Here is a 21,503-nt window from a genome sequence, read left to right on the forward strand (position 1 = left end):
CCCCGGTCACTTTACCTCATATTTTCCCTTTGGAACGGTGATCACGAACCTGGCCCCTTTTCCAGGCTCACCATTTTCTTTTATTGAGATCCCCGTGATGTCGAGCACCTCTCGGACCAGATAAAGCCCAAGGCCGCTGTTCCTACCATAACCTCTTGTGAATATCAGGTCCTTCTCTTCGGCGGGTATCCCTTTCCCATCGTCCTCAAAGAGCAGGACGCCTTCTTGTCCTTTGTCCTCGAACCTCACCTTGATGATATTGGCCCCAGAATGTCTATGTACGTTGTCGATGAGGTTGAAGAATACCTTTTCGATCATCGGGTCCGCGAAGACCCTAAGCCCAGAAACATCAGCGTCGATCTTGATCCTCGGCTCACTGATGGACGCATAGGCGGACCTTATGCTCTCGCCAACATCTATCCAAGATGGTCTTTTAGAACCAAGCTCCTGGTAATCCCTCGTGAACTCGAACTGTTTTTTTATGGTCTCTGCAGAAATTTTTGCCTTCTGGATATATTTCTTGATCTGGTCTTCCTTTGATTTGCATTCTGCCAGCTCAAGATACCCGAAAAGGCCCGTCAAAGAGTTGAGCACATCATGCCTGGTCGCCGTGCCGAGGATCGACAGCTTCTTGTTCATCAGCTCTACGGACCGGTGCAGGTCCACGTAGCGGGTGATGTCCTGCCCCCTCAAGCCAAAATGCACCTCACCGCCAGGACCGAAAAGGGTGAACACCAACGTCTGGAAGATCTTTGTTTGTCCGTCCTTGATGATAATACCGAGGTCCATATAATGTGCAGACTTCAAGTCAGACTCGGCCTTATGTATTTTCTCAATGAGCTCCTCAAGGTTTTCACTGGCCACATATCGATCGAATATCTCCCCCTCTATCTCTTCAGCAGAATACCCCAAGGAGGCACTGGTACCTGGTCCGAACACCAGGACCTTTCTTTCCCGGTCGAGAATGACGAGTAAACCGGCTGCCCGGTTGCATAACTGGATCGCGTAATCGTCAATCTTTGGAGCGTCCGAGGTGCTCATGAAAGAACAGATGGAAATCCCATCACAGATTAAAAAAGGATTGGCATGATTATCATTTGCATCATCGGGCCACCGAAACAGTAATTTAACCCAATGGCTTAGGGATTGCAGTCACCATCGACCTTTCATGGGCCTAAGGTGGAACAATGAAGGAGTTCAACACGCTGGATGATTTCGACCTGAACGGAAAGACCGTCATTCTAAGAGTGGACATCAATTGCCCTCTGAAGCAAGGTTCCCTCGAGATCGAGGACGATAACAGGATCAAACAGATCATGCCCACGCTCCGCGAGCTCGCGGAAAAAGGTTCAAAGGTCGTGATCATCGCTCATCAAGGACGTCCAGGTGAATGGGACTTCTGTCCGCTGGACAGGCATGCGGAGCTGCTCGGCAAACACCTTGGCAGAAAGGTAGGCTATATCGATGACCTTTATGGGGAGAGGGCCATCTCTGCCATAAGGTCTATGAGGCCTGGTGACGTGATCGTCCTGAAGAATGTCAGGGAGCTTTCTTGTGAGCAGGAAAAGCGCTCAATGGAAGAACACGCGAGAGAGGAGATGGTGCAGAAGCTCGCCGCAGAGGCAGACCTGTATGTTTCCGACGCGTTCGGTGCAGCCCACCGCGCGCAGTGCTCCCTCATCGGTTTCCAGGCAGTGCTACCATCGGCCGCAGGGCGTCTGATGGAAAAAGAACTGACAGCCCTAGGCAATGTTTTCAATGATCCGCGAAGGCCCTGCCTCTTCGTACTTGGGGGGTCGAAATTCTCAGACTCGATCAAGGTCATCGACCGCGTGCTGACCAAGCGCATCGCCGACCAGGTCATCCTTGTCGGCCTGAGCGCCAACGCGTTCCTGAAGGCCAGGGGGGTCGACCTGGGGAAGGTCAGCGAAGAGGTCCTGATGAGGGAGTTCACGGCCGAGAACCTTGAGGCGGCCAAAAGACTTCTAAGGGAGAAGGGGGAAAGAATCCTCTTACCATTGGACGTAGGCGTGGATGATGACGGAAAAAGGAGGGACCTGATGGTGGGGGACCTTCCAAGTGACCGACAGATACTCGACATAGGGCCGCTTTCGGTGGAGAAGTTCAAAAAGGTGATATCCAACGCAGGAACAGTGTTCATGTCAGGGCCTGCAGGGGTCTTCGAGAGGGAGGAATTCTCACTTGGAACAAGAGAGCTTATGATGGCGGCGGTCACCTCATCGGCGTTCACCGTCATAGGAGGAGGGCATACGGTCGCCGCCTCTGAGAAGTTCGGCCTTTATGACAGGTTCTCCTATGTGAGCACTGGCGGAGGGGCTTTGGAGACGTATCTTCTTGGTAAGGCCCTTCCTGTCGTCGAGGCCTTGAAGTACGCGTACAACAGGAATAAAAAATGATGGAGCGGCATGGAATGTCCTCTGCCATCGCATCTCGTCCTCAAAGGACTTTTCGCATCCTCTCTATGGCCTCGACGATCCTTTCGGTGGGCTGGGTGGTCGCGAACCTTACATAGCCCTCCCCGAATCCACCGAAACCTATCCCAGGAGTACAGACCACCCCTACATTCAGCAATTTATCTGCAAACTTCATCGACGGCCCATCGACCTTGAGCCACAGGTAAAAGGTCCCTTTCGGAGGGTCGACCTTGAACCCCAGGCTCCTCAGACCTTTGACCAGCACATTGCGCCGGTCCTCATATACCCTTATGTTCTCTTTGACGATATCCGGCTTCTCCGCACCCTTATACATCTCCAGTGCCCTGACCATTGCCTTCTGTATGAACATCGGCGCCCCGGAATCGATCTGGGATTTCACCTTTCGAAGTCCAGAGATGAGGTTGGCGTCGCCCACCGCATAACCTATGCGGAATCCCGTCATGTTGAAGGTCTTCGACAAAGAGCCAAACTCGATCGCTCCATTCCCCTGGCAGCACTCAAGGATGCTAGGGGCAACATAATCATCGAAGGTCATCTCCGAATAGGCGTTGTCATATGCCAATATGGTATCGGTCTCGATACACCAGGTGGACGCCTTCCAAAGGAAGTCCTTGGGGGCGACCGCGCCGGTGGGGTTGTTAGGATAGTTGAGGTAGAGCATCCTCGCGTCCGAGGGAAGGGCATCCAGATCGGGAAGGAAACCCTTGTCCGGTATAAGGGGCACCTTGACCGGCACGGCGTCGCAGAGAAGAGTGCCTCCCTGGGAATAGACCGGATAGCCAGGGTCCGGGCACAGCACCTTCTCTCCTGGGTTCACGAAGGCCCTGCAGATGTTGGCAATGCCCTCCTTGCTGCCGATCAATATCGCCACCTCGCCGTCCGGGTCCACATCCACATTGAAGCGCCTTTTGTACCAGGCCGAGACAGCTCTCCGCACCTCAGGTTCGCCGCTGCTCGAGGGATATCTATGGTTCGTAGGGTCGTCGAGCTGTCTCTTGACCTCTTCGACTATAGGAGAAGGCGTCGGGATGTCCGGGTCCCCTATACCAAAATCGATGATGTCAAGCCCCTCCTGGCGCTTTCTCTTCACCTTCTCCTCGATCTCGACGAACAGGTATGGCGGTATCTTTTTCAGACGAGTCGCATAGTCGAACGGCATTGATGTTCACCTCTCAGATGGTCTCACCATGATAGACGAGCGTGGCAGGCCCTCTCATCAGCACACCCCCGAGGTCCGACCTCACGGTTATCCATAGGCTGCCTCCAGGAAGTGCGACCTCCACCTCTTTGTCGAACGGCGCCTTCCCTAGGACCGCCGCGGCGGTCACGACCGCGCACGCCCCCGTGCCGCATGCCATGGTCCAAGCCGCCCCCCGCTCATAGACCTTGACCTTCAGTATCCCATTCTCTGATTTAACGAATTCTACGTTCGTCCTTCGGGGGAACATCGGATGCTTTTCGATCTTGGGGCCCAAAGTAGCGACGACCTCATCGGACAGGTCTTGAAATATGACGAAGTGCGGGTTGCCCATCGATACCGCGGTCCCTCGGACGTTGAGACCTTCGACGTCGATCGCGCAATCGATATACCGGCCATCGCACGCCATCGGGATGTCCTTGCATTCAAACCTCGGCGCCCCCATATCCACTTTGACGGTGCTGACCCTCCCGTCCTTCAGGTCGCATTCGACCTTTTTGAGGCCTGCCAGCGTTGCTATCACCATCTTTTTGCTCTTCACGGTCCCACTATCGTAAAGATGCTTGGCAACACATCTTATCCCATTGCCGCACATCTCCGCCTCGCTGCCATCCGAGTTCATCACCACCATGCGGGCGTCCGCCCTCGGGTCCTTCTCGATGTATAGAACGCCATCGGCCCCTATGCCGAATCTGCGGTCACAGGTGGCCCTGACGAAAGCAGGGTCCTTTGAGACCTTGCCGTCAAAGTTCTCCACCAGAACGAAGTCATTGCCCAGGCCATGGTACTTCCAGAACCTCAAATCATCAACCTCGACGGTATCCTCTGATGGGCGACAAGGTCATCGACGGTCTCAGCCTCTCGGATGAGATGCATCTGGCCATCATGGACCAGCACTTCAGCGGGCTTGCCCCTCGCATTATAGTTCGAGCACATCGAGAAGCCATATGCGCCGGTGTCGTAAACGACGATGATGTCTCCCTCGGAGACCTTGGGGAGCCGCCTGTCCTTTGCGATGAAATCCCCTGTCTCACAGATCGGCCCTACGACATCGTAGACCAGCTCTGCAGGGGAATCGAATTTGTTTGCGACGGCGACGTGATGATAGGAACCGTAGAACGCGGGCCTGATCAAAGTGTTGAAACCCGCATCTACGCTGGCGAACCTTTTCTCAGGGGTCTCTTTCACATCGTTGACGGTGGTGAGTAGCACGGTAGAATCGCACACGATGTATCTCCCAGGCTCTAGTGCCAGGGTCTTGATCTCTGTGGCATCCTTTACCCGCGATACGATGGCATCTGCAAGCGCCTCGACATCCATCTCATGTTCCTCGGGCCTATAAGGGATCCCGATCCCGCCACCGAGGTCGAGCATCTCGAGCTGTAGACCTAGCACGTCCTTTATCTCATTGACGAGCTCGACCATGACCTCGGTGACCTGAACGAAAGGATCTACATCCATCACGCCTGCCCCTATATGACAATGGATCCCGAAAGGTCTCAGGCCCAGCGCAAGCGCCTCCGCATAGGCGTTCACGATAGCGCTCTTCGGCACACCGAACTTTGTTGTCTTGGCCCCGGTGACCACGTGGGCATGATGGCCGGCCCCTACCCCAGGGTTGACCCTGAAGGATACAGGGTAGTCAGGCGCTATCGCCGCCAGCCTTCTCATCTCTGAAAGGGAATCGATGTTTATGGGGACCTTCCTTTTGACCAGTCCCTTCAGCTCTGCTGTGCTGACCCCGGTACCGGTGTATAGTATCCTGTCAGGGGTGAAACCTGCCTTGATGCAAAGGTCCACCTCACCGATGGAGACAGCATCTATGCAGCTCCCTTCTTGCTCCAATATCCTCAAGATCGTCAGATTATTGTTCGCCTTAAGGGCATAGTGGATCCTTGTAGGCATCCTGTCGTTGAACGCCTTGTCTATCTTCCTGAAGTTCTCTCTGAGGCGCTCTTCGTCCGTCACATAGACGGGCGTCCCGAACCGCTTGGCTATCTCCGATGCCCTGACACCTCCGATGATCATTGTTCCATCAATGCTCTGGAAATCTCTCATGTCAACCACCGATGTATTTATCATGCAACGTTCTGACGACCTTCACCGCCAGGTCATTGCTGACGACGAAGTTCAAGGCCACGTCCGAGGCCCCTTCGGATATCATCTCGACGTTCGCCCCGGCCTCTGTGACCGCTGCGAACACTTTGGCCGATACCCCGCAAGTCTCTAGCATGCCATCCCCTACCGCACATATCAACGATACGCCATCCTTTACATGGACCTTTTCTATGTCGTCCTTGAGGGCCTTCACCCTTTCACAGATCTCAGGCACCTGTTCTGAAGGGACCAGGACCGCCAATGTGGACAAGGATGTTGATATCGCATATGAGGTGACACCGTGGTCGCAGACCGCCTCCAGTATCTTGTTCACGAGACCGGGCTGGTACACTATCTCTCCTGAGTAGATCTTGACGATCGAGAGGTCCTTCTTCATCGCGACGCTCCTCAGCATCGTGTTCCCTGGCTGCCTCATCTTGAATATCCTTGTTCCCTTCCCGTCAGGATTGAAAGAGTTCTTGACCCATACCTCCAGGTCCTTTTTCCTTGCCGGTTCTATTGTCCTTGGGTGGAGGACCTTTGCCCCGAAGTATGCGAGCTCGGCCGCCTCGTTATAGTCCATCATCTCGAGGGTCTTCGCGCCCGGGACTATCCTTGGGTCTGCGGTCATGAAACCGTCCACATCGGTCCAGATCTCCACCACATCAGCGTCCAGACCGTTCCCGACAACAGATCCAGAATAATCGGACCCACCTCTCCCGAACGTAAGAGGACGACCTTCCGGGTCTATACCATAATACCCCGTGATGACCGGCGTCCTGCCCTTCTCGATGAGAGGGAGCACATTCTTTTTTAAATTGACGCTCGTGGTGAAGAGGTCCGCTGAGCCGTTCCCTGGTGAGCCCTCGGCCGCGATCCCGGCCTCTTCGCTCGTCATCGCCACCGCATCGTAGCCCTTCGACCTAAGGACATATGCTACAGTCAGAGAAGATAGGCGCTCTCCCCAGCTGGATATTGTATCATGTATGACAGACCTCTCGCGTCTGTTCTTCGATGAATGATATGCTCTGAGCGCCCTCCGCAGCCCGTCCAACCTTTCCTCTAATAAAGGGCGGTACTCCTCGAGAAGCTCGGGCCTGATATGGTCCACCGCCACGGTGATATGCCTCTCCCTGATCTTCTCGATGGCCCTCGTCTCAGGCTCCTTCATCAATGAGATCAAAGCGTTGGTGACACCAGACATCGCCGACACCACGACCGCCTTTGGGGCAGGGTCGCGGATGATGATCCCAGCAGTACGTCCGATGGCCTCGCTGGAGCCAACGCTCGTACCGCCGAACTTCATCACTTTGATCAAAGACCAAGCACCTCCGCCATGGTGTGGACCTTTCCGTCCTTCTTTCCATGGACCCATCGCACCGCAGTGATGCAGCCCTCGGCGAACGCCTCCCTTGAGTGAGCTTTATGGGTAAGTTCCAATCTCTCTTTGTTCCCACCGAATATCACAGTATGCTCCCCCACTACATCTCCGATCCTCACGGCATGTATGCCTATCTCTCTCCCCCGCGCTCCGACAACCCCTTCCCGTCCGCAGAGCAACTTCTCCACGCCCGTCGATTCTGAGATGATCCTCGCTGCCTTCAAGGCAGTGCCTGACGGCGCATCCTTCTTCTTGTCATGATGGACCTCGATGATCTCGACCTCATAGTCGGGCAACATCCTCGCCATCTGCTCGCACAATTTCCAGAAGACATTGACGCCTATGCTGAAGTTCGCCGTGAGAACGGCAGAGGAACCCTTTCCCGCTATCAGCCTCTCGACCTCCTTTATGGCCCCCTCATTGATGCCAGTGCTTCCTATGACACAATTTATCCCTGAAGGTAGGGCCCTCATCAGATTGACCTCGGCCGCCGATGCTGGAGTGACATCCACGAAGACATCCGCTTCCTTGACCAGGGCCCCGATATCATCCGGTCCAACGGCATGGACCCCCGGGGCTATCTCCTTGCCGACATGACCTCCGTTGGCAGATACCACCGCCCCTGCCAAGCACATGTCATCCTGAGCCTCGATGAGACGACATACCAGGGACCCTAGTTTGCCTGTGGCGCCTGCCACCACGACCCTTATCATCGAAAATCACCTCAGATCAATCTGAGCTCGGACAGCGCAGTTCGAACGATCTCCGCGTTGGAAGGCTCCATGTCGCACAGCGGCAGACGGAAGACACCGGATGGGCGTTTCATCATCCTCATCGCCGTCTTTACCGGTATAGGGTTCGTCTCTACGAACAGGCTCTTGAACAACGGGAGCAGTCTGAAGTGCAGGTCCCTCGCCTTTTCGAGCTCTCCATTTTGCATGTAATGCACCATGTCCGATACCATTCTTGGGGCAACGTTCGATGCCACTGATATGACCCCCTTGGCCCCGGCCGCCATCAATGGGAAAGTAAGATTATCATCGCCAGAAAGGACATCGAAGCTCGGGGGAAGGTCCCTGAGTATCTGCATGATCTGGTCCAGGTTCCCTGAGGCTTCCTTGATGCCGACGATGTTAGGTATCTCCGACATCTTCTTGATGGTGCCTGGAAGTATGTTGCTGCCCGTCCTTCCAGGAACATTGTATACGATTATCGGTATGTCAACGGCCTTGGCTATGGCCTCATAGTGCTTGAATATCCCCTTCTGCGTGGGTTTGTTATAATAAGGAGATATAGATAGAACGGCATCGACACCCAGGTCCTTCGCACCCTTCGTCAGATGTATGGCCTCGTGCGTGGCGTTGCTTCCGGCCCCGGCTATCACCTTGACCTTTTTCTTTGTCTCCATGACGATCTGGATCACCCTAAGGTGTTCTTTGTGGGACAGCGTCGCCGACTCACCTGTCGTTCCACAGGGGACTACCGCATCGACCCCCTCCCTCTCTTGTATCCTCACTAGCTCGCGTATCCCCTCCTCATCGAGCTCTCCATTGTCCTTGAACGGTGTTATCAATGCCGTCGCGCATCCTGCGAACATTCATTTCCCTCCAAAGTGCTCTTTAAGAATCAACCGGGTCCTGGTGGACTGTACATTATCGAATCTTCTGATCCTCTCGATGATCTCATTCAGCTGAGGCGATGAGGTGACATCGATGATAGCGACTATGTCCTCTTCACCGGTGACCTCATAGACCTCGGCGACCCCCTCGAACTTGGATATGTTGGCCGCGACCTCAGAGGTGTTGACGTTGACATCGATCTTGACCTCGATTATCGCCTTGACGTTCTTGCTGCTGGTCTTGATGGTGAAGCTCTGGATCACCCCGTCCTCAAAGAGCTTCTTAACCCTGCTCCTTATTGTGCCTTCAGAAACGTTGAGCTCGTTCGCTATCTCCACAAAGGGCTTCCTTGAGTCCTTCTTAAGGATGTCGATGATCCTGTCATCAAGATGGTCTATCATCTTAGATCACTCTCCGTTAAAAAACGGCAAGTTTTCATTTTTCGTATATTTTTTTACTTAAATCGAATGATGTTATTTAATATTTCCGAAAAATCCGGTTAATACTGTTCAAACGCATAATTTTTCAACGAAAACCGCTCATCGGTTGAACTGTTGGACGAAGCGTAGCCAACGCTTCTCATCATCGACCTTCTCCATCAACGCCCTCTTTTTAAGGTCCCCTCTTTCCTTGTCCAGCCCCCTGAGCTCGTCCACTGCCCGCAACAGTCCCAGCACCTCGTCGAGGACCACATGAGCGTCCCTCCTCGAGAGCGAATCATCATTCTTGAGCTCCTTCTCGAGTCTCCTGGCCTCGCGTTCAAGCATCTCCGCCAGCTCTCGTGCATTCCTGACATCCTCCTCGCTCACATCCTCATCGGAAATGAACCTGAATATCGTATCGCGGAGAGGAACATCCTTTCCATCGATGACATAGCGGTCGGGTATGAGCTCCCCCACCCAAAAGAGCGCGCTGTGTATCCTCGCCATTATTCTCTCTCTATCCTTTGAGGTCAGACAATGCCTCCCCTCCTCGATGGAGGAATCATCACATGGAATCCTCTTTTCGCCTTCCATATTTTTATTCCCAGGTCTCGAGCGCCTTCACTATCTTGACCATGCGAGAGTTGATCCTGACCATCTCTGGGCGAGGTGCAAGGTCGCAGATCGCCCCATTGATAGCATCTATCTCGGTCCTCCGCTTATTTTCAAGGTCCTGGAGCATGCTCGACCTGTTCCTTGCCGTCGATCTTATCACGTCGATAACATCCTCGAATGAAACCATTTTCTTTGTCAGCACATTCAAGCACACGGCGACGTCAAGCCCCTCATTGAACAACGCCTTTGAAAGTGCAAGATGGTCAGGGTTCTCGAGGATAGAGCCGTTGGGCTCCATCAATAGCGCGGTCACGGGGTTTATGGCCGCATTGATGAGGGCCTTTCGCCAGACCGAGGCCACAATATCATCGGTCACCTTCACCTCGAACCCCGCAGACCTGAGCAGCTGGGCGGCCAACGTCGCCCTCGATAGCCTTCCCTCTAACGACCCGACCTCGAACCATCCTTTTCCTGTCAGACGTACCCGTCCAGGGCCGAGCAGAGTGGCCCCCAGGGAGGCCACGGCGATGACCGGCCTGGCAAAGCTGGCCCTCAAAGGTCCTTTGAGGACCCATAGACCGTTCTGTACGATCACAACGGTGGTGCTTGGGCCTATGAGCCTCAGCGAGTCCTTGACCGCCTGCTCCAGGTCATAGGCTTTCACGGTGATGATGACGGCATCCTGAACAGGTAGCTTCTTGGTCGAAGTGGTGGCAACTGGCCAATAAGTACCAGCATTCTCCCCTTCGATGATCAGCCCGTTCTTCGTCACCTCATGGACATGCTCCTTTCTCCCGACCAAAGTGACCAGGTAGTCCCCTGAAAGGAGACCGCCGATGACGCTTCCGACCGCTCCCGCCCCGATTATCGCGACCTTCATTCCCCTGATGCCCTCCTTGCCTGTGTCGCCGCCCTGTGCGCCATAGCCAGCACATCGGTCGACGGGTCGGACAGAAATCTTTGGACCTGTTCCGATGCGAAGCCAAGGGAGACATTGTTCCCGACCGAGACATAGTATCTTCTCCCCCTTGCCAGCACAACACGGCCCACGACCTCCCCCTCCAATGATATGTCGCCTTCATTCGAGACTTGTCCAGATAGAAGTGACTTCGCCACCCCCACCGTCCGAAGACCTGTCCTCACCCCCAGATGGGAAGCGATCCCGAACCTCCGAGGGTGAAGCCTTCCCTGTCCGTCCACAAGGACCAAGGCGCGCTCCACCCCATCCAAGAGCCTGAGATAGGCGGGCATCTCCCTGAAGCTGAGATATCCAGGGATGTAAGGGAACCGGACCTTCGTCTTGACGGTCCTTATCGTCGTCCTACCGCTTTCCACATCCAATATCACGCACGACGCATAGGCATCGTTGCCATCATATGAGATGTCCAGCCCTACCAACTTATCTAACGTCTCGTCCGGACCATCTGTGACGACAAGAGAGGCGCATCTTGTCTGCATCTCCCTCAATCTTCTCAATATCGGGTCGATGTCAAAGTCCTTGAATCGCACTTTTTCAAGGTCTTTGACCATACCATCCGTCACATTCACGCCCTCGTCGGTTAGCAATCCTGCCTTAATATCCGTCCCCTTACCGTGGCCATTGTACCAACCGACCCTTCCATCGCCATATACGACCCTATGGCATGGCACGGTCATCGGCATCGGGTTATGTGATAGAGTGGCCCCTACCGCCCTTGAGGCTGAGACATCGCCCAACGCCCTGGCGATGTCGCCATATGTGGTGACCATGCCTTTAGGGACCTGGGACGTCGCCTTGAATATCAGATGCTCAAGGTCGACCTCATCAAGGTCTTCACGATGGATCATGTCCCTTGGATTGACCGATAGGGATAATTAATTGTTGTCATCTCGGTCCGCCCTCGTCCACAAGAAAGACGATCGCCGCGCTGACCACCAGCAATATTGATACGACGATCGTGGGTACGAACCAGCTCCCGGTCCAATCCCGCAAAGCTCCAGAGAGCACGGGGGATAACAGGGCCCCGAACTCGGCCACGAGGTTCCACATCCCAAAGGTCTGCGCCATCATGCCCTTCGGGGCAAGGTCAGAGGTCATGGTCATGTGCGCCGTCTGCAGGGCAGAGAAAAGCACTCCGATGATGAAAAGGAGGGATGCGATGCCCTTCAGGCCCACAGACCCTTCTGAGACCCCTATGGCCAATACAAACACCAGCGCCCCCACGGCCAGACATATGCTCACATACACCCGACCCCTCCCTTTACCACGTGCCATAGAAATGTCGCAGATCTTTCCACCCAGAGGATATCCTATAATGCTGGCGACCCCGAAGAGACCGGCGTACATCGCTGAACCCGCTATCCCTATGCTGGAGGACTCTGAGACGACAAGGATGGACCAGAAGCCAAAGAACCATAACGTATAGAGTATCGGTATGGCCGAGATGTACATCATCAACAATCTCCTGTCCTTTAGCACTGGCGCACTGACCCTTCCTAACCTAAGATAGATCAGATAGACCAAAGTGGATGCAAGGAGGACGATAGCAATGGTCTGTTCGACGCCTCCCCATCCGAGCAACAATGTCGTCTGGAACACCACCATGATCGCACCAAGCAAGACCGAGGAGATCAATATCAGGGAGGCCAAAGGTCGCCATAACTTGGTACCCCTCTCCTTCTCTGGAGATAGGACCTTCTTTAGCCCCAATGAGACAACCATGGTGATCGGGGCGAAGACAAGGAAAGGGGCGGTCCAGGCGACATCTTTGCCCCAGATCTCTGAAAAAATATCGATCATCCATGGCGTGAGCACGGTCGCCGCTGTCAGACCTAAGGCAAGGCCTACAAAGACCACTCCCATGGCAAGACCCTTTTTCTCCTTAGGCGTGACCTCATCGATGACCGCCCTATCGTTGGAGTAGTAAGCGCCCTCTCCCAGGCCTGTAAGCACCCTCATAGCGACAAAACCCGTCAAGGACCTTGTGAACGCACTGGCCAAGGTCGTGACCCCTGCCCAAGCGGTGCTGATGACCAGCATCCATCTCCTTCCATACCGGTCGCCGAGAAAGCCGGCAGGGTATTGTGTGAGCATGTAGCCGGCAAAGAACATGGAACCTATCATCCCGCCGATCGCATGTTCCATCGGTACCTCGGCCAAGAACCCCACATCGTTGATCATCATCCAGGAGACCACTGGTCCTGTGATGCTCCTGTCGATATAGCAGACCATCCACGCCAGGAACAACCAGGCCCAGACACCATGATATGGTTCAAATTTGAACGGCCTCATGAGCCAACCTCCTCGGCCGTTTCCTGGTTGGCTGAGGCTGGAAACGGAAAAACAATGCCTAGGTCTCGCGAGCATCTAGGCAATACTTAAAAATTAAGGGTCAGCTCACGCTCCTCTATATTTCTGATAGAAGAACAGGTCATCATGTTCTTTCCTGCTCCTCGGCTCCGGGTTCTCGGCCGGGTATCCGATCGCCATACATACAGTGATGACCTTAGTCTTTGGGACATTGAGGAATTCTGCCAGCCTCTCCTGGTCGAAGGCACCTATCCAGCAGGTCCCTAGTCCCATGTCCGTGGCAGCAAGAGATACATGGTCCAGAGCTATGGTCACGTCCACCTTGGCCCACTTCTGTTGCGGGTCATCGATCCCCACAAGAAATGCGCTGCAGTCCTCGATGAACTTCTGGTTCTTGCACAAGGGCACGAGCTCAGTTATCCTCTTCCTGTCGGTGACCACCACCATCTCCCAAGGCTGTCGATTCGCCCCAGAGGGGGCCAGGCGCGCCATCTCGAGCAGCTCCTCGAGATCGTCTGTAGGGATATCTTTCCTGATGAACTTCCTGATGCTCCTTCTCGCCCTGATGGCCTGCCTTACATCCATATGATCTCACCTGTTAACATTATGTATTGTAGATGATATTTAAATTATGAAAAGGAAAAGGTTTAGGGCAACGATTGGGCCTCATCACTTGCCTTCGGTCTTGAGATAGACAACGCGCTGTGGGAAGGGGATCTCGACCTTGTTCTCTTTGAACTTACGGTACAATATCTCCCTGAACTCAGATGCCGCCCTCCACTTGTTCGGGGCCGCGTCGATCGGTATGAAGATCTTCATGTTGATCGATGAGTCAGCGAAGTCGCTCAGCCTTATAGCTGGGACCTTCTCCTTGTTCGAGTTGGCCATCTCAGAGAACGCTTCCAGCATTAGCTTCTTAACAAGCTCGATGTCAGACCCATAGGCGACGCCGATCGAGACTGCTATGGTAAGCCCCCTGTCGGGCATGACCGCGTTGACGATCTTGTTGTTCGCCATCTGGTCGTTCGGAATGACGATGAGCTGGTTGTTCGTGGTGTCCAACAGTTCAGTTGCCCTGAGGCCGATGTGCTTGACCTCTGCAAAATCACCGCTCTCCAGCATAAGGAGGTCTCCGATCTTGAAGGGGCGGTCGATCAAGAGCTGTATGCCAGCGAAGAAGTTGGCCAAGGTGGACTGTGCCGCCAGACCAACGACCAGACCTAGGAACCCCGCCCCGGCCAGGAGCACGGTCAGGTCATATCCAAGTATCTGGAATATCAGCATTAGCGCCAAGAACGGGAATACGATCATCCCTATCTTCTCCAATACCGGTATCAGTACGTCATCAAGCTCCGTCTCCGTCTTCTTCGCGAATTTTTTTGCGTAGTACAGGACGATCTCATCGTAAATCTTATAGGCGAGCCAAGCGCCGATCAGGACAAGGGCTATCGCGTAGAGCATCTCGATGTCCGCCACCATTTTCTGCGATATGTCCAAGATCTCGATGGAGCTCACAGACCCGATAAGGACTATCAACAGGAACAAAGGCATCCTGAGGATGTGAAGGATGATGTCGTCCAGTTCAGTCTCGGTCTTTCTTGTTAGAAGATGCACGGTAGGATCTACGATGAAGTAGAAGGCGAACCCTATGCCCAACCATATCAATACACTGACCAGGAATGCCCCTGTGTTGGTGTTCAAAGGTTCTGGCAGGTTATTGTCCCAGATATGGAGGATCTTGTTCGCACCTGCATCGACGCCGAATATGGATACCACATCAAGTTCGACCTCGACCGTATTGACCGTGACATTCGAGGGCGAGCTCATGTCGGTCGCGGTGAAGTTCACGAGGAAGGTCTTTTTAAAATCTGAGACCTCCCTTCCCGCGGTGAACGTCACGACCATGGATGCTGATTCCATCGGGCCGAGCGTGATGAAATCGTCCTCGAACTCCGCCGTCACCCCGTTGTAAGAGACGGGATCGACCGTGCCCTTGACAACGACGGGCTCGCTGCCATTATTATAAATGACCCATTCAAAGACCTGACTGGTATCTGCATCAAGCTCTCTATATGGACCGGACTGTGGAAGGATATTGATCTCTCCTGCAGATGACGCTGGGGAGATTACCATCAGCACCAGCAGCACCAGCATCAACGACGCTATCAACATGGGCGCCCTGCGTACCTTGAAATCGGAGTTCATTTGCTCCTAACCTCCATTTTTCCGAGGGCGCATAACTTATCCCATATTTTAATAGAATTGCCGATGCAAAGTTACCTTTTTTGATATCCGCCGAGAAATGTATATATCGTGTCCATGGGTTATTGGCCGTATGGACTGGATGCCCATTTTGCGCCTCGCTGTCGCGCTCTCCGCCCTGGCATATGGTTCTTACACGGATTGGAGGACCAGGACGGCACCGGACTCCTGTTGGCTTGCAATGGGCGCTGCAGGATTGATCATATTGGCCACAGAGATGGTCGAAGAGGATTGGGACCCCGCCCTTCTGCTCATGCTCATCCCGATCGGTTGGTTCTTTTTCGACCTATTGATCGAGAGAAGGGGGATCTTCGAGGGAGGTGTGAACGTACCCCCTCTTGCATTATATGTCGTCAGTATGGCGATCATCGCATGGTTTTTCCTCGACCATTACCATGAGGAGAGGTTCTGGGCGCTGCTGTCGGTCCCGCTCATGTTCCTGTTGTATTTTGTCCTCTACATAATCGATGTGATAAAGGGAGGCGCGGACGCAAAGGCGTTGATAGCCCTCTCCCTTTTGATACCGTGGTACCCTGTAATGGACGGACTTCCGTTGTTGCCGCTGCCAAGTGATGTTGCCCAATACATCATGCCTTTCTCTTTGCTCACGTTGTTCTATGGAGCGATATTGACGATGGTGGTCCCGGTCTATTATTTCATATTGAACATGGTCAGGGGGGACCGTCGATTCCCTTCCATGTTCTTCGGTGTTCGAATGGACATATCTGAGGCAAAAAAGAGGTTCGTATGGCCGATGGATTATATCGACGGCGATGAGGTGAGGACATCATCTTTGCCGAAAGGGCCTGAATCATTGGAAGAGCATTTCGCATCCCTCGAGAGCAAGGGGCTCACAAGGATATGGGTCACACCAAAGATCCCCATGTTGATCCCCCTCACCCTTGGGCTGGTCATCGCCGCGGTCGTGGGCAACGTAATATTCTTCTTCATTTAGAGCTGGAAGGACACCCTCCAGAAAGAGCACAGGCCTCGCATCTAGGCCTGGACAAGCACACCGTCTTGCAATGCTGTACGCAGAGCGCATAGAACTCCCGATAATCCTGTACGGTACATGGGAGCCTGCTCTCGACGAACCTTTTAACCTCTCCGTAGCTAGTCTGTTCGAGCGCCCCTGTCCTGGTAAGAACCCTTGCCACGTAGGATGCGGCGACAAAGGAAGGCTTTCCCGCCGCGAACAGGATTATGGTGTCCGCCGTCTCCTCACCGATGCCCTTGATGGAGAGCAGGTCTTTTCGCAGTATGGCCAAATCCCGATCGAGGAAACTTCGCACATCCCCATCGTGGTTCTCTATCAAGTATCTCGCTATGGACCTGAGACGGTTCGCCTTCTGATTGTAAAAACCTGTTGGTCGCACCGTGCTCTCGAGCTCCCCATCTGAGGTCGCCAATGTCCTGAGGTCCAAAAGTCCCTTCCTCCTCATGCTGTCAAGGACCTTTGTCACCGTTTCCCACGTCGTCTGCTGGGTCAATATCGCCCCCACTATGACCTCGAACGGGGACTCAGAGGGCCACCAATCCTTCACATCGTATAATGCGGACATCTTTTTTCTCATCTCATCGATGTCCATATGCACACCTCAAAGGACGAGGCCTAAAGAGGCCCCGCATTTGGAACATTTACCGTCTCTCACCCCTACCATGCGTATGGAAAATCCAGACCGCTTTATCGCCAAAGAACCACAGTCAGGGCAATAGGTGCTCTCGTGGTCCGAAGGCATGTTCCCCACGTAAACGAACTTGAGCCCCCTCCCTTTGGCGATATCATACGCCCTCTCCATGGTCGCCGATGGCGTCGGTGGTACGTCCATCATCCTGTAATCGGGGTGGAACCTGGAGAAATGTATGGGCATGCCCGGGTCGATCGACATCGCCCATTCGCAGAACCGTCCAACCTCGTCCGCACCGTCGTTCTTATTAGTAATGACCAGATAGGTCAGCTCCACATGCATTCCCAGCTCCTTTGCCGTTCTGACCGTGTCCAATACTGGCTGTAGCTTTGCCTTGCATATTTTCTTATAAAACTCCTCGTTGAAGCCCTTGACATCGATGTTGATGGCATCAACGATGCCTTTGAGCTCCCTGAGCGGGCCCTCATTGATGTACCCGTTCGTCACGAAGCCCGTAAAGAACCCATGGTCTTTACAGAGCCTGCCCGAATCGATGACGAACTCTGTCCACATCGTCGGTTCATTATACGTCCAGGCAACTCCTTGGCCGTCATAGTTCCTCACAAGTTCTGGGACCTTCTCTGGTGGAACATCCCTTAGAAAAAATGATGAGGGGCCGGCCTGAGAGATGGCATAGTTCTGGCAATGAAGACATCCAAGGTTGCATCCGACGCTCCCGAACGATAACATGGTCTTTCCTGGCTTGAAGTGGAAGAAAGGCTTCTTTTCGACCGGGTCCAGTCCTATGGAGGAAACTTTGCCGTATGTCAGGGCGATCAGCCTACCTCCGACATTCGTCCTGACCTTACAGGTCCCAGCCCTTCCTTCAGCGATCAGGCAAAGGTGGGGACAGAGTCTACAACGGACCTTGTCCCCCTCTTTCTCCCAGAACAACGCCTCGTGCATATGATCATCCTTTGAAGTGCTCATACCCCTTCCTTGGTAAATGATCATAAGGGCCATCCACCAACACTATGGCCTCCGGTTCCACGGCCCTACCTATCACTTTGAACCCATCCCCAAGCATAGACCTCAACTTCCCCAGCTCCGACGGGTCAACCGTGAACAAAAGCTGATAATCCCCACCGCTGAACAAGGCCACCTCCTCTGTCGGTACGCCCATCCTCCTGCAGACCCTCGCCGCCGAGGGGTCGATAGGAATATCTTTCATAAAGACCTCGAACCCGACACGGCTCGCCCCAGCAAGCTCGTGTACCGACATGGCCAGACCATCGGACGTGTCCATGCATGATGTGACAGCACCGGACGATGACATTATCGTCCCCTCCTTGATGCGGGGCCGAGGCTCTAGAGCAGCGGACCTGGCCTTTTCATCGAACTCATCAAGGTCCATCTCTAGGAACCCAGCTCCCGCCAGCCCGACCGTCCCTGTGACAGCAAGGAGGTCCCCTGGTCTTGCGCCGGACCTTCTCAACAGCCCATCGGACCTTACGATCCCAAATGAGGTGCCCGCGATCGTTATCTCTGGCGTCTCCTTCGTGTCCCCTCCAAGATAGCTGGCGCTCGCCCATCCGCAGCACTCCATGATGCCATCGACGATCTCCATCATCGACGTGTTGTCGAGCTCGCGGGGAAGGCCCATGGCCATGACGACCCCGATCGGAGTGGCCCCCATGGCCGCAAGATCGCTCAGGTTCACCGCCGTCGCCATCCAACCGATCTGCCTGAAGGTCATGCGGTCAGGGATATGCGTCCTCTTTGAGATGAGGTCGGTGCTGACAACCAGGTATCTGGAGCCAAGCCTGATGCATGCCGCGTCGTCGCCCACCCCCATCACACCTTGTGATGCCAGCCTGGATATGACCTCCCCTACCACCGCTTTTTCTCCCAGGTCGCTAAGCCTAGACATCGTTTTAACATATGTCCGCTCCCCGATTAAACCTTTATCTGGCACCATGCTCGTTGTTAAAAACGGTTTAATAGACGGGCCTCGATTGTCTCGCTCAGATGGAAGAGATAGTCGTCCCGTATGGAAAGGAAGGAAGGCTATTCGCCGACGTTCCAGAGAGGAACTTCATTGGGACCCTTGCTCCGAAGGATGTCGTGACCGGTGATGTGAGAAGCACGATCGAACGGTCGCTGGCCGAACCCATAGGCTCATGCCATATCGATGAATTCCTTGCTGGCGGTGAGGACGTGGTCTTCATCGTCAATGATGGGACAAGGCCTACCCCCACGGCCGCTGTCCTTCAGGTCCTCTCTCATAGGACCGACCTTTCAAAGTATAGGTATCTTATCGCCACGGGCGCGCACCGACCTCCAGATGAAGAGGAGCTCCGTCTCATATTCGGTGAAATGCTGGAGGTGGTCAGGGATAAGATCCATCCTCACGATGCCAGGAATGACCACTGCATCTATCTTGGCCGCTCGAAGAACGGCACCGAGATGGAGGTCAACGAGATCGCCGTCAACGCCGACCGTCTGGTCATAATAACGAGCGTCGAACCCCATTATTTCGCTGGCTATACAGGCGGAAGGAAGTCGTTCCTTCCTGGGGTCGCATCCTTCAAATGCATCGAGCAGAACCACCGTCTGGCGATGAGGAAGGAGGCCAGCGTCCTAAGGCTTGATGGGAACCCTGTCCATGAGGACATGATCGATGCGCTTTCCGTCGTGAAGGACAAAAAGATCTTCTCGGTGCAGGTCGTGATGGACCGGCATCAGGGCGTCTATAAGGTCGCCAGCGGGGACCTGTTCAGGGCGTTTGACAAGGCCGTTGCCTGGGCGAACGAGGTCTTTTCGGTCGAAGTAAAAGAGAAGGCGGACATGGTGATCACAGTGGCGCCATATCCGATGGATGTGGACCTGTATCAGTCCCAGAAGGCCATTGATAATGCCAAGCATGCGCTGAAGGAGGGAGGGGTGGTCCTGTTGGTGTCTAAGTGCAGGCAGGGGATGGGCGACGACACTTTCTGCAGACAGCTCTCCTCATCGAAGGACCCATCGGAGATACTGCGGAACCTTGAATGCGAGTACAGGCTCGGATTCCATAAGGCGGCAAAGCTTGCGGAGATCATGCTGACCTCCAGGATATGGGCGGTGACCGACCTTGAGGATGAGAAACTGAGGTCTATCAACATCACCCCGTTCCATGACCTGCAGATGGCGGTCGATTCGTTCCTTCATGAAAGGCCCGAAGGAAAGATATTAGTTCTCATGGACGGTAGCGTCACCGTCCCGAGGGTAGTTTAAATGCCTGAATATATAGATGCCAAGAACCTCCGTGAGATGCGCAAGGAGCTCATGACCTGCACTTACTGCGGGTTCTGCAAGAGCGTCTGTCCGGCATTCGAAGGGATAGGTTGGGACCCGAGCGTGGCGAGGGGCAGGATGGTGCTCTCATACGGCCTGCTCCAAAAAGACATCCCAGCAGACCAGTCCGTCGTAGATGCCCTTTACCAGTGTACGACATGCAAGGATTGTGAAAGGCGCTGCCCATCAAAGGTAAAGGTGGTCGAGGTGGTCGAGAGGGCCAGGAAGGACCTTGTCACTTCGGGTCACATGCTCCCAAAGCACAGGGCGGTCGTAGAGAGCGTCCTCAGGTACGGCAATCCATATGGAGAGAGAAGGAGCGTTAGGGAGGCCCTGAGCAACGAGGCCAAGAAGGCCGAGGTCGGCTACTTCGCAGGTTGCACGGCCGCCTATCGTAACCCAGGGATCGGAAGGGCGACCACATCCATCCTTACAAAGCTCGGCATCGAACACTCAGTGGTGGACGAGGTCTGTTGCGGTTCGGTGCTGCAGCGCATCGGTTGGAACGAGGAGGACGTGACCTCGGTCATGAGAAGGAACATAGGCTCCATTAAAAAGCATGGCGTGAAGGAGGTGCTTTTCTCCTGCGCAGGGTGCTACAGGATGTTCAAGGAGGAATACCCAAGGTATGTTGATGTCCCATTCGAAGTGAGGCACATATCCGAGTTCTTGGCGGAGAAGGAACTTGACCTTAAGGGCCTGAGCAAGGTCATAACCTATCATGACCCCTGCCATCTTGGCAGGCATTCTCGGGTATATGATGCGCCGAGGAAATTGATCTCAAGGATACCAGGTGCATCTTTTAAGGAGATGCCGAGGTCCAAGGAAACATCGAGATGCTGTGGTGGAGGGGGAGGGGTGAGGTCCGCCTATCCGGAGCTCTCCTCGAAGATAGCGGCCAAAAGGGTTGACGAGGCGGCCTTCGCGGACCTGCTCGTGACGACATGTCCTTTCTGCGTGAACAACCTGAACGTTGGCAAGGAGACCTCCAACTCCAAGGCAAGGGTGGTCGACCTTGTCGAGCTGATCGACGAGCTTATGTGAGGGGACCATATGGCCAGGATGAGGCGGTACTTCACATGGGACGAGGCCCTGGCGGAATGGCGCCGATTCGGTCTGCCTGAGACATTCATTGACAGGAAGAGGATGTCTGGAACGATCACGGTCATTGAGGACGACATCAGCAAGGAGGAGGCGGAGTCG

At 54.3% G+C, this 21,503-nt stretch carries 21 protein-coding genes; 4 read left to right on the forward strand and 17 right to left on the reverse strand.

The annotated features are described in order from the left end of the window. Nucleotides 1-6: 6 nt before the first annotated feature. Nucleotides 7-1,041, reverse strand: a complete 1,035-nt coding sequence (locus HPY73_06665) for a PAS domain-containing sensor histidine kinase (protein QLH75151.1) — start codon at nucleotides 1,039-1,041, stop codon at nucleotides 7-9. A 146-nt stretch (nucleotides 1,042-1,187) separates the two neighbouring features. Here HPY73_06665 and HPY73_06670 point away from each other — a divergent pair, with 146 nt between their 5' ends. Beyond that, nucleotides 1,188-2,417, forward strand: coding sequence for a phosphoglycerate kinase (locus HPY73_06670; GenBank protein ID QLH75152.1), 1,230 nt, complete (start codon nucleotides 1,188-1,190; stop codon nucleotides 2,415-2,417). 40 nt (nucleotides 2,418-2,457) lie between these two features. Here the strand turns inward: HPY73_06670 and HPY73_06675 are convergent, their stop codons facing one another. The 13 genes from HPY73_06675 to HPY73_06735 form a co-directional block, all read right to left on the reverse strand. Further along, nucleotides 2,458-3,615, reverse strand: a complete 1,158-nt coding sequence (locus HPY73_06675; GenBank protein ID QLH75153.1) for an aminotransferase class I/II-fold pyridoxal phosphate-dependent enzyme — start codon at nucleotides 3,613-3,615, stop codon at nucleotides 2,458-2,460. Between the two features lie 13 nt (nucleotides 3,616-3,628). Then, nucleotides 3,629-4,456: a diaminopimelate epimerase gene (locus HPY73_06680; GenBank protein ID QLH75154.1), complete on the reverse strand. Its 828-nt coding sequence runs from the start codon at nucleotides 4,454-4,456 to the stop codon at nucleotides 3,629-3,631. Next, complete coding sequence (gene lysA / locus HPY73_06685; GenBank protein QLH75155.1) at nucleotides 4,453-5,712, reverse strand: diaminopimelate decarboxylase; 1,260 nt, start codon at nucleotides 5,710-5,712, stop codon at nucleotides 4,453-4,455. The genes HPY73_06680 and lysA overlap by 4 nt, the downstream gene beginning before the upstream one ends. A 1-nt stretch (nucleotide 5,713) precedes the next feature. Continuing rightward, nucleotides 5,714-7,069: an aspartate kinase gene (locus HPY73_06690; GenBank protein QLH75156.1), complete on the reverse strand. Its 1,356-nt coding sequence runs from the start codon at nucleotides 7,067-7,069 to the stop codon at nucleotides 5,714-5,716. Further along, nucleotides 7,066-7,845 (reverse strand): 4-hydroxy-tetrahydrodipicolinate reductase, encoded by a 780-nt coding sequence (locus tag HPY73_06695; protein QLH75157.1) that lies wholly within the window; start codon nucleotides 7,843-7,845, stop codon nucleotides 7,066-7,068. The genes HPY73_06690 and HPY73_06695 overlap by 4 nt, the downstream gene beginning before the upstream one ends. Before the next feature lie 11 nt (nucleotides 7,846-7,856). Then, nucleotides 7,857-8,729 (reverse strand): 4-hydroxy-tetrahydrodipicolinate synthase, encoded by an 873-nt coding sequence (locus HPY73_06700; GenBank protein ID QLH75158.1) that lies wholly within the window; start codon nucleotides 8,727-8,729, stop codon nucleotides 7,857-7,859. Then, the gene (locus HPY73_06705; protein QLH75159.1) at nucleotides 8,730-9,152 is read right to left on the reverse strand and encodes an Lrp/AsnC family transcriptional regulator; all 423 of its coding nucleotides are present in this window, start codon (nucleotides 9,150-9,152) and stop codon (nucleotides 8,730-8,732) included. It abuts the gene before it with no gap. A gap of 138 nt (nucleotides 9,153-9,290) precedes the next feature. Further along, the gene (locus HPY73_06710) at nucleotides 9,291-9,767 is read right to left on the reverse strand and encodes a hypothetical protein (GenBank protein QLH75160.1); all 477 of its coding nucleotides are present in this window, start codon (nucleotides 9,765-9,767) and stop codon (nucleotides 9,291-9,293) included. 4 nt (nucleotides 9,768-9,771) lie between these two features. Then, nucleotides 9,772-10,668, reverse strand: a complete 897-nt coding sequence (locus tag HPY73_06715) for a 2-dehydropantoate 2-reductase (protein QLH75161.1) — start codon at nucleotides 10,666-10,668, stop codon at nucleotides 9,772-9,774. Continuing rightward, nucleotides 10,665-11,615, reverse strand: coding sequence for an endonuclease V (locus tag HPY73_06720; GenBank protein QLH75162.1), 951 nt, complete (start codon nucleotides 11,613-11,615; stop codon nucleotides 10,665-10,667). Before HPY73_06720 ends, HPY73_06715 begins: the two co-directional genes overlap by 4 nt. A gap of 37 nt (nucleotides 11,616-11,652) precedes the next feature. Beyond that, entirely contained in the window at nucleotides 11,653-13,059 is a 1,407-nt protein-coding gene (locus HPY73_06725; protein QLH75163.1) for an MFS transporter, read from the reverse strand. A 105-nt stretch (nucleotides 13,060-13,164) separates the two neighbouring features. Continuing rightward, nucleotides 13,165-13,662 carry a nitroreductase family protein gene (locus HPY73_06730; GenBank protein QLH75164.1) on the reverse strand — a complete coding sequence of 166 codons (498 nt, stop codon included), beginning with the start codon at nucleotides 13,660-13,662 and terminating at the stop codon, nucleotides 13,165-13,167. Between the two features lie 84 nt (nucleotides 13,663-13,746). Beyond that, nucleotides 13,747-15,282, reverse strand: coding sequence for a mechanosensitive ion channel family protein (locus HPY73_06735; protein QLH75165.1), 1,536 nt, complete (start codon nucleotides 15,280-15,282; stop codon nucleotides 13,747-13,749). A gap of 139 nt (nucleotides 15,283-15,421) precedes the next feature. On the opposite strand from HPY73_06735, the gene HPY73_06740 reads away from it, so the two are divergent. After that, the gene (locus HPY73_06740) at nucleotides 15,422-16,294 is read left to right on the forward strand and encodes a prepilin peptidase (protein QLH75166.1); all 873 of its coding nucleotides are present in this window, start codon (nucleotides 15,422-15,424) and stop codon (nucleotides 16,292-16,294) included. Here HPY73_06740 and HPY73_06745 read toward each other — a convergent pair. Genes HPY73_06745 through thiL form a run of 3 tightly spaced genes read right to left on the reverse strand, consistent with a single transcriptional unit; the run spans nucleotide 16,287 to nucleotide 18,897 of the window. Beyond that, on the reverse strand, nucleotides 16,287-16,928 hold the full coding sequence (locus HPY73_06745) for an endonuclease (protein ID QLH75167.1): 642 nt from the start codon (nucleotides 16,926-16,928) through the stop codon (nucleotides 16,287-16,289). The genes HPY73_06740 and HPY73_06745 overlap by 8 nt on opposite strands. A gap of 9 nt (nucleotides 16,929-16,937) precedes the next feature. Next, entirely contained in the window at nucleotides 16,938-17,933 is a 996-nt protein-coding gene (gene amrS, locus HPY73_06750) for an AmmeMemoRadiSam system radical SAM enzyme (protein ID QLH75710.1), read from the reverse strand. A gap of 4 nt (nucleotides 17,934-17,937) precedes the next feature. Continuing rightward, on the reverse strand, nucleotides 17,938-18,897 hold the full coding sequence (gene thiL / locus HPY73_06755; GenBank protein ID QLH75168.1) for a thiamine-phosphate kinase: 960 nt from the start codon (nucleotides 18,895-18,897) through the stop codon (nucleotides 17,938-17,940). A 98-nt stretch (nucleotides 18,898-18,995) separates the two neighbouring features. Here thiL and larA point away from each other — a divergent pair, with 98 nt between their 5' ends. Then, nucleotides 18,996-20,240, forward strand: coding sequence for a nickel-dependent lactate racemase (larA, locus tag HPY73_06760; GenBank protein QLH75169.1), 1,245 nt, complete (start codon nucleotides 18,996-18,998; stop codon nucleotides 20,238-20,240). Nucleotides 20,241-20,276: 36 nt separating this feature from the next. Then, nucleotides 20,277-21,344 (forward strand): (Fe-S)-binding protein, encoded by a 1,068-nt coding sequence (locus tag HPY73_06765; GenBank protein QLH75711.1) that lies wholly within the window; start codon nucleotides 20,277-20,279, stop codon nucleotides 21,342-21,344. The last annotated feature ends 159 nt before the right edge of the window (nucleotides 21,345-21,503 follow it).

This window comes from Methanomassiliicoccales archaeon, from assembly GCA_013415865.1.
GTDB lineage: Archaea > Thermoplasmatota > Thermoplasmata > Methanomassiliicoccales > UBA472 > MVRC01.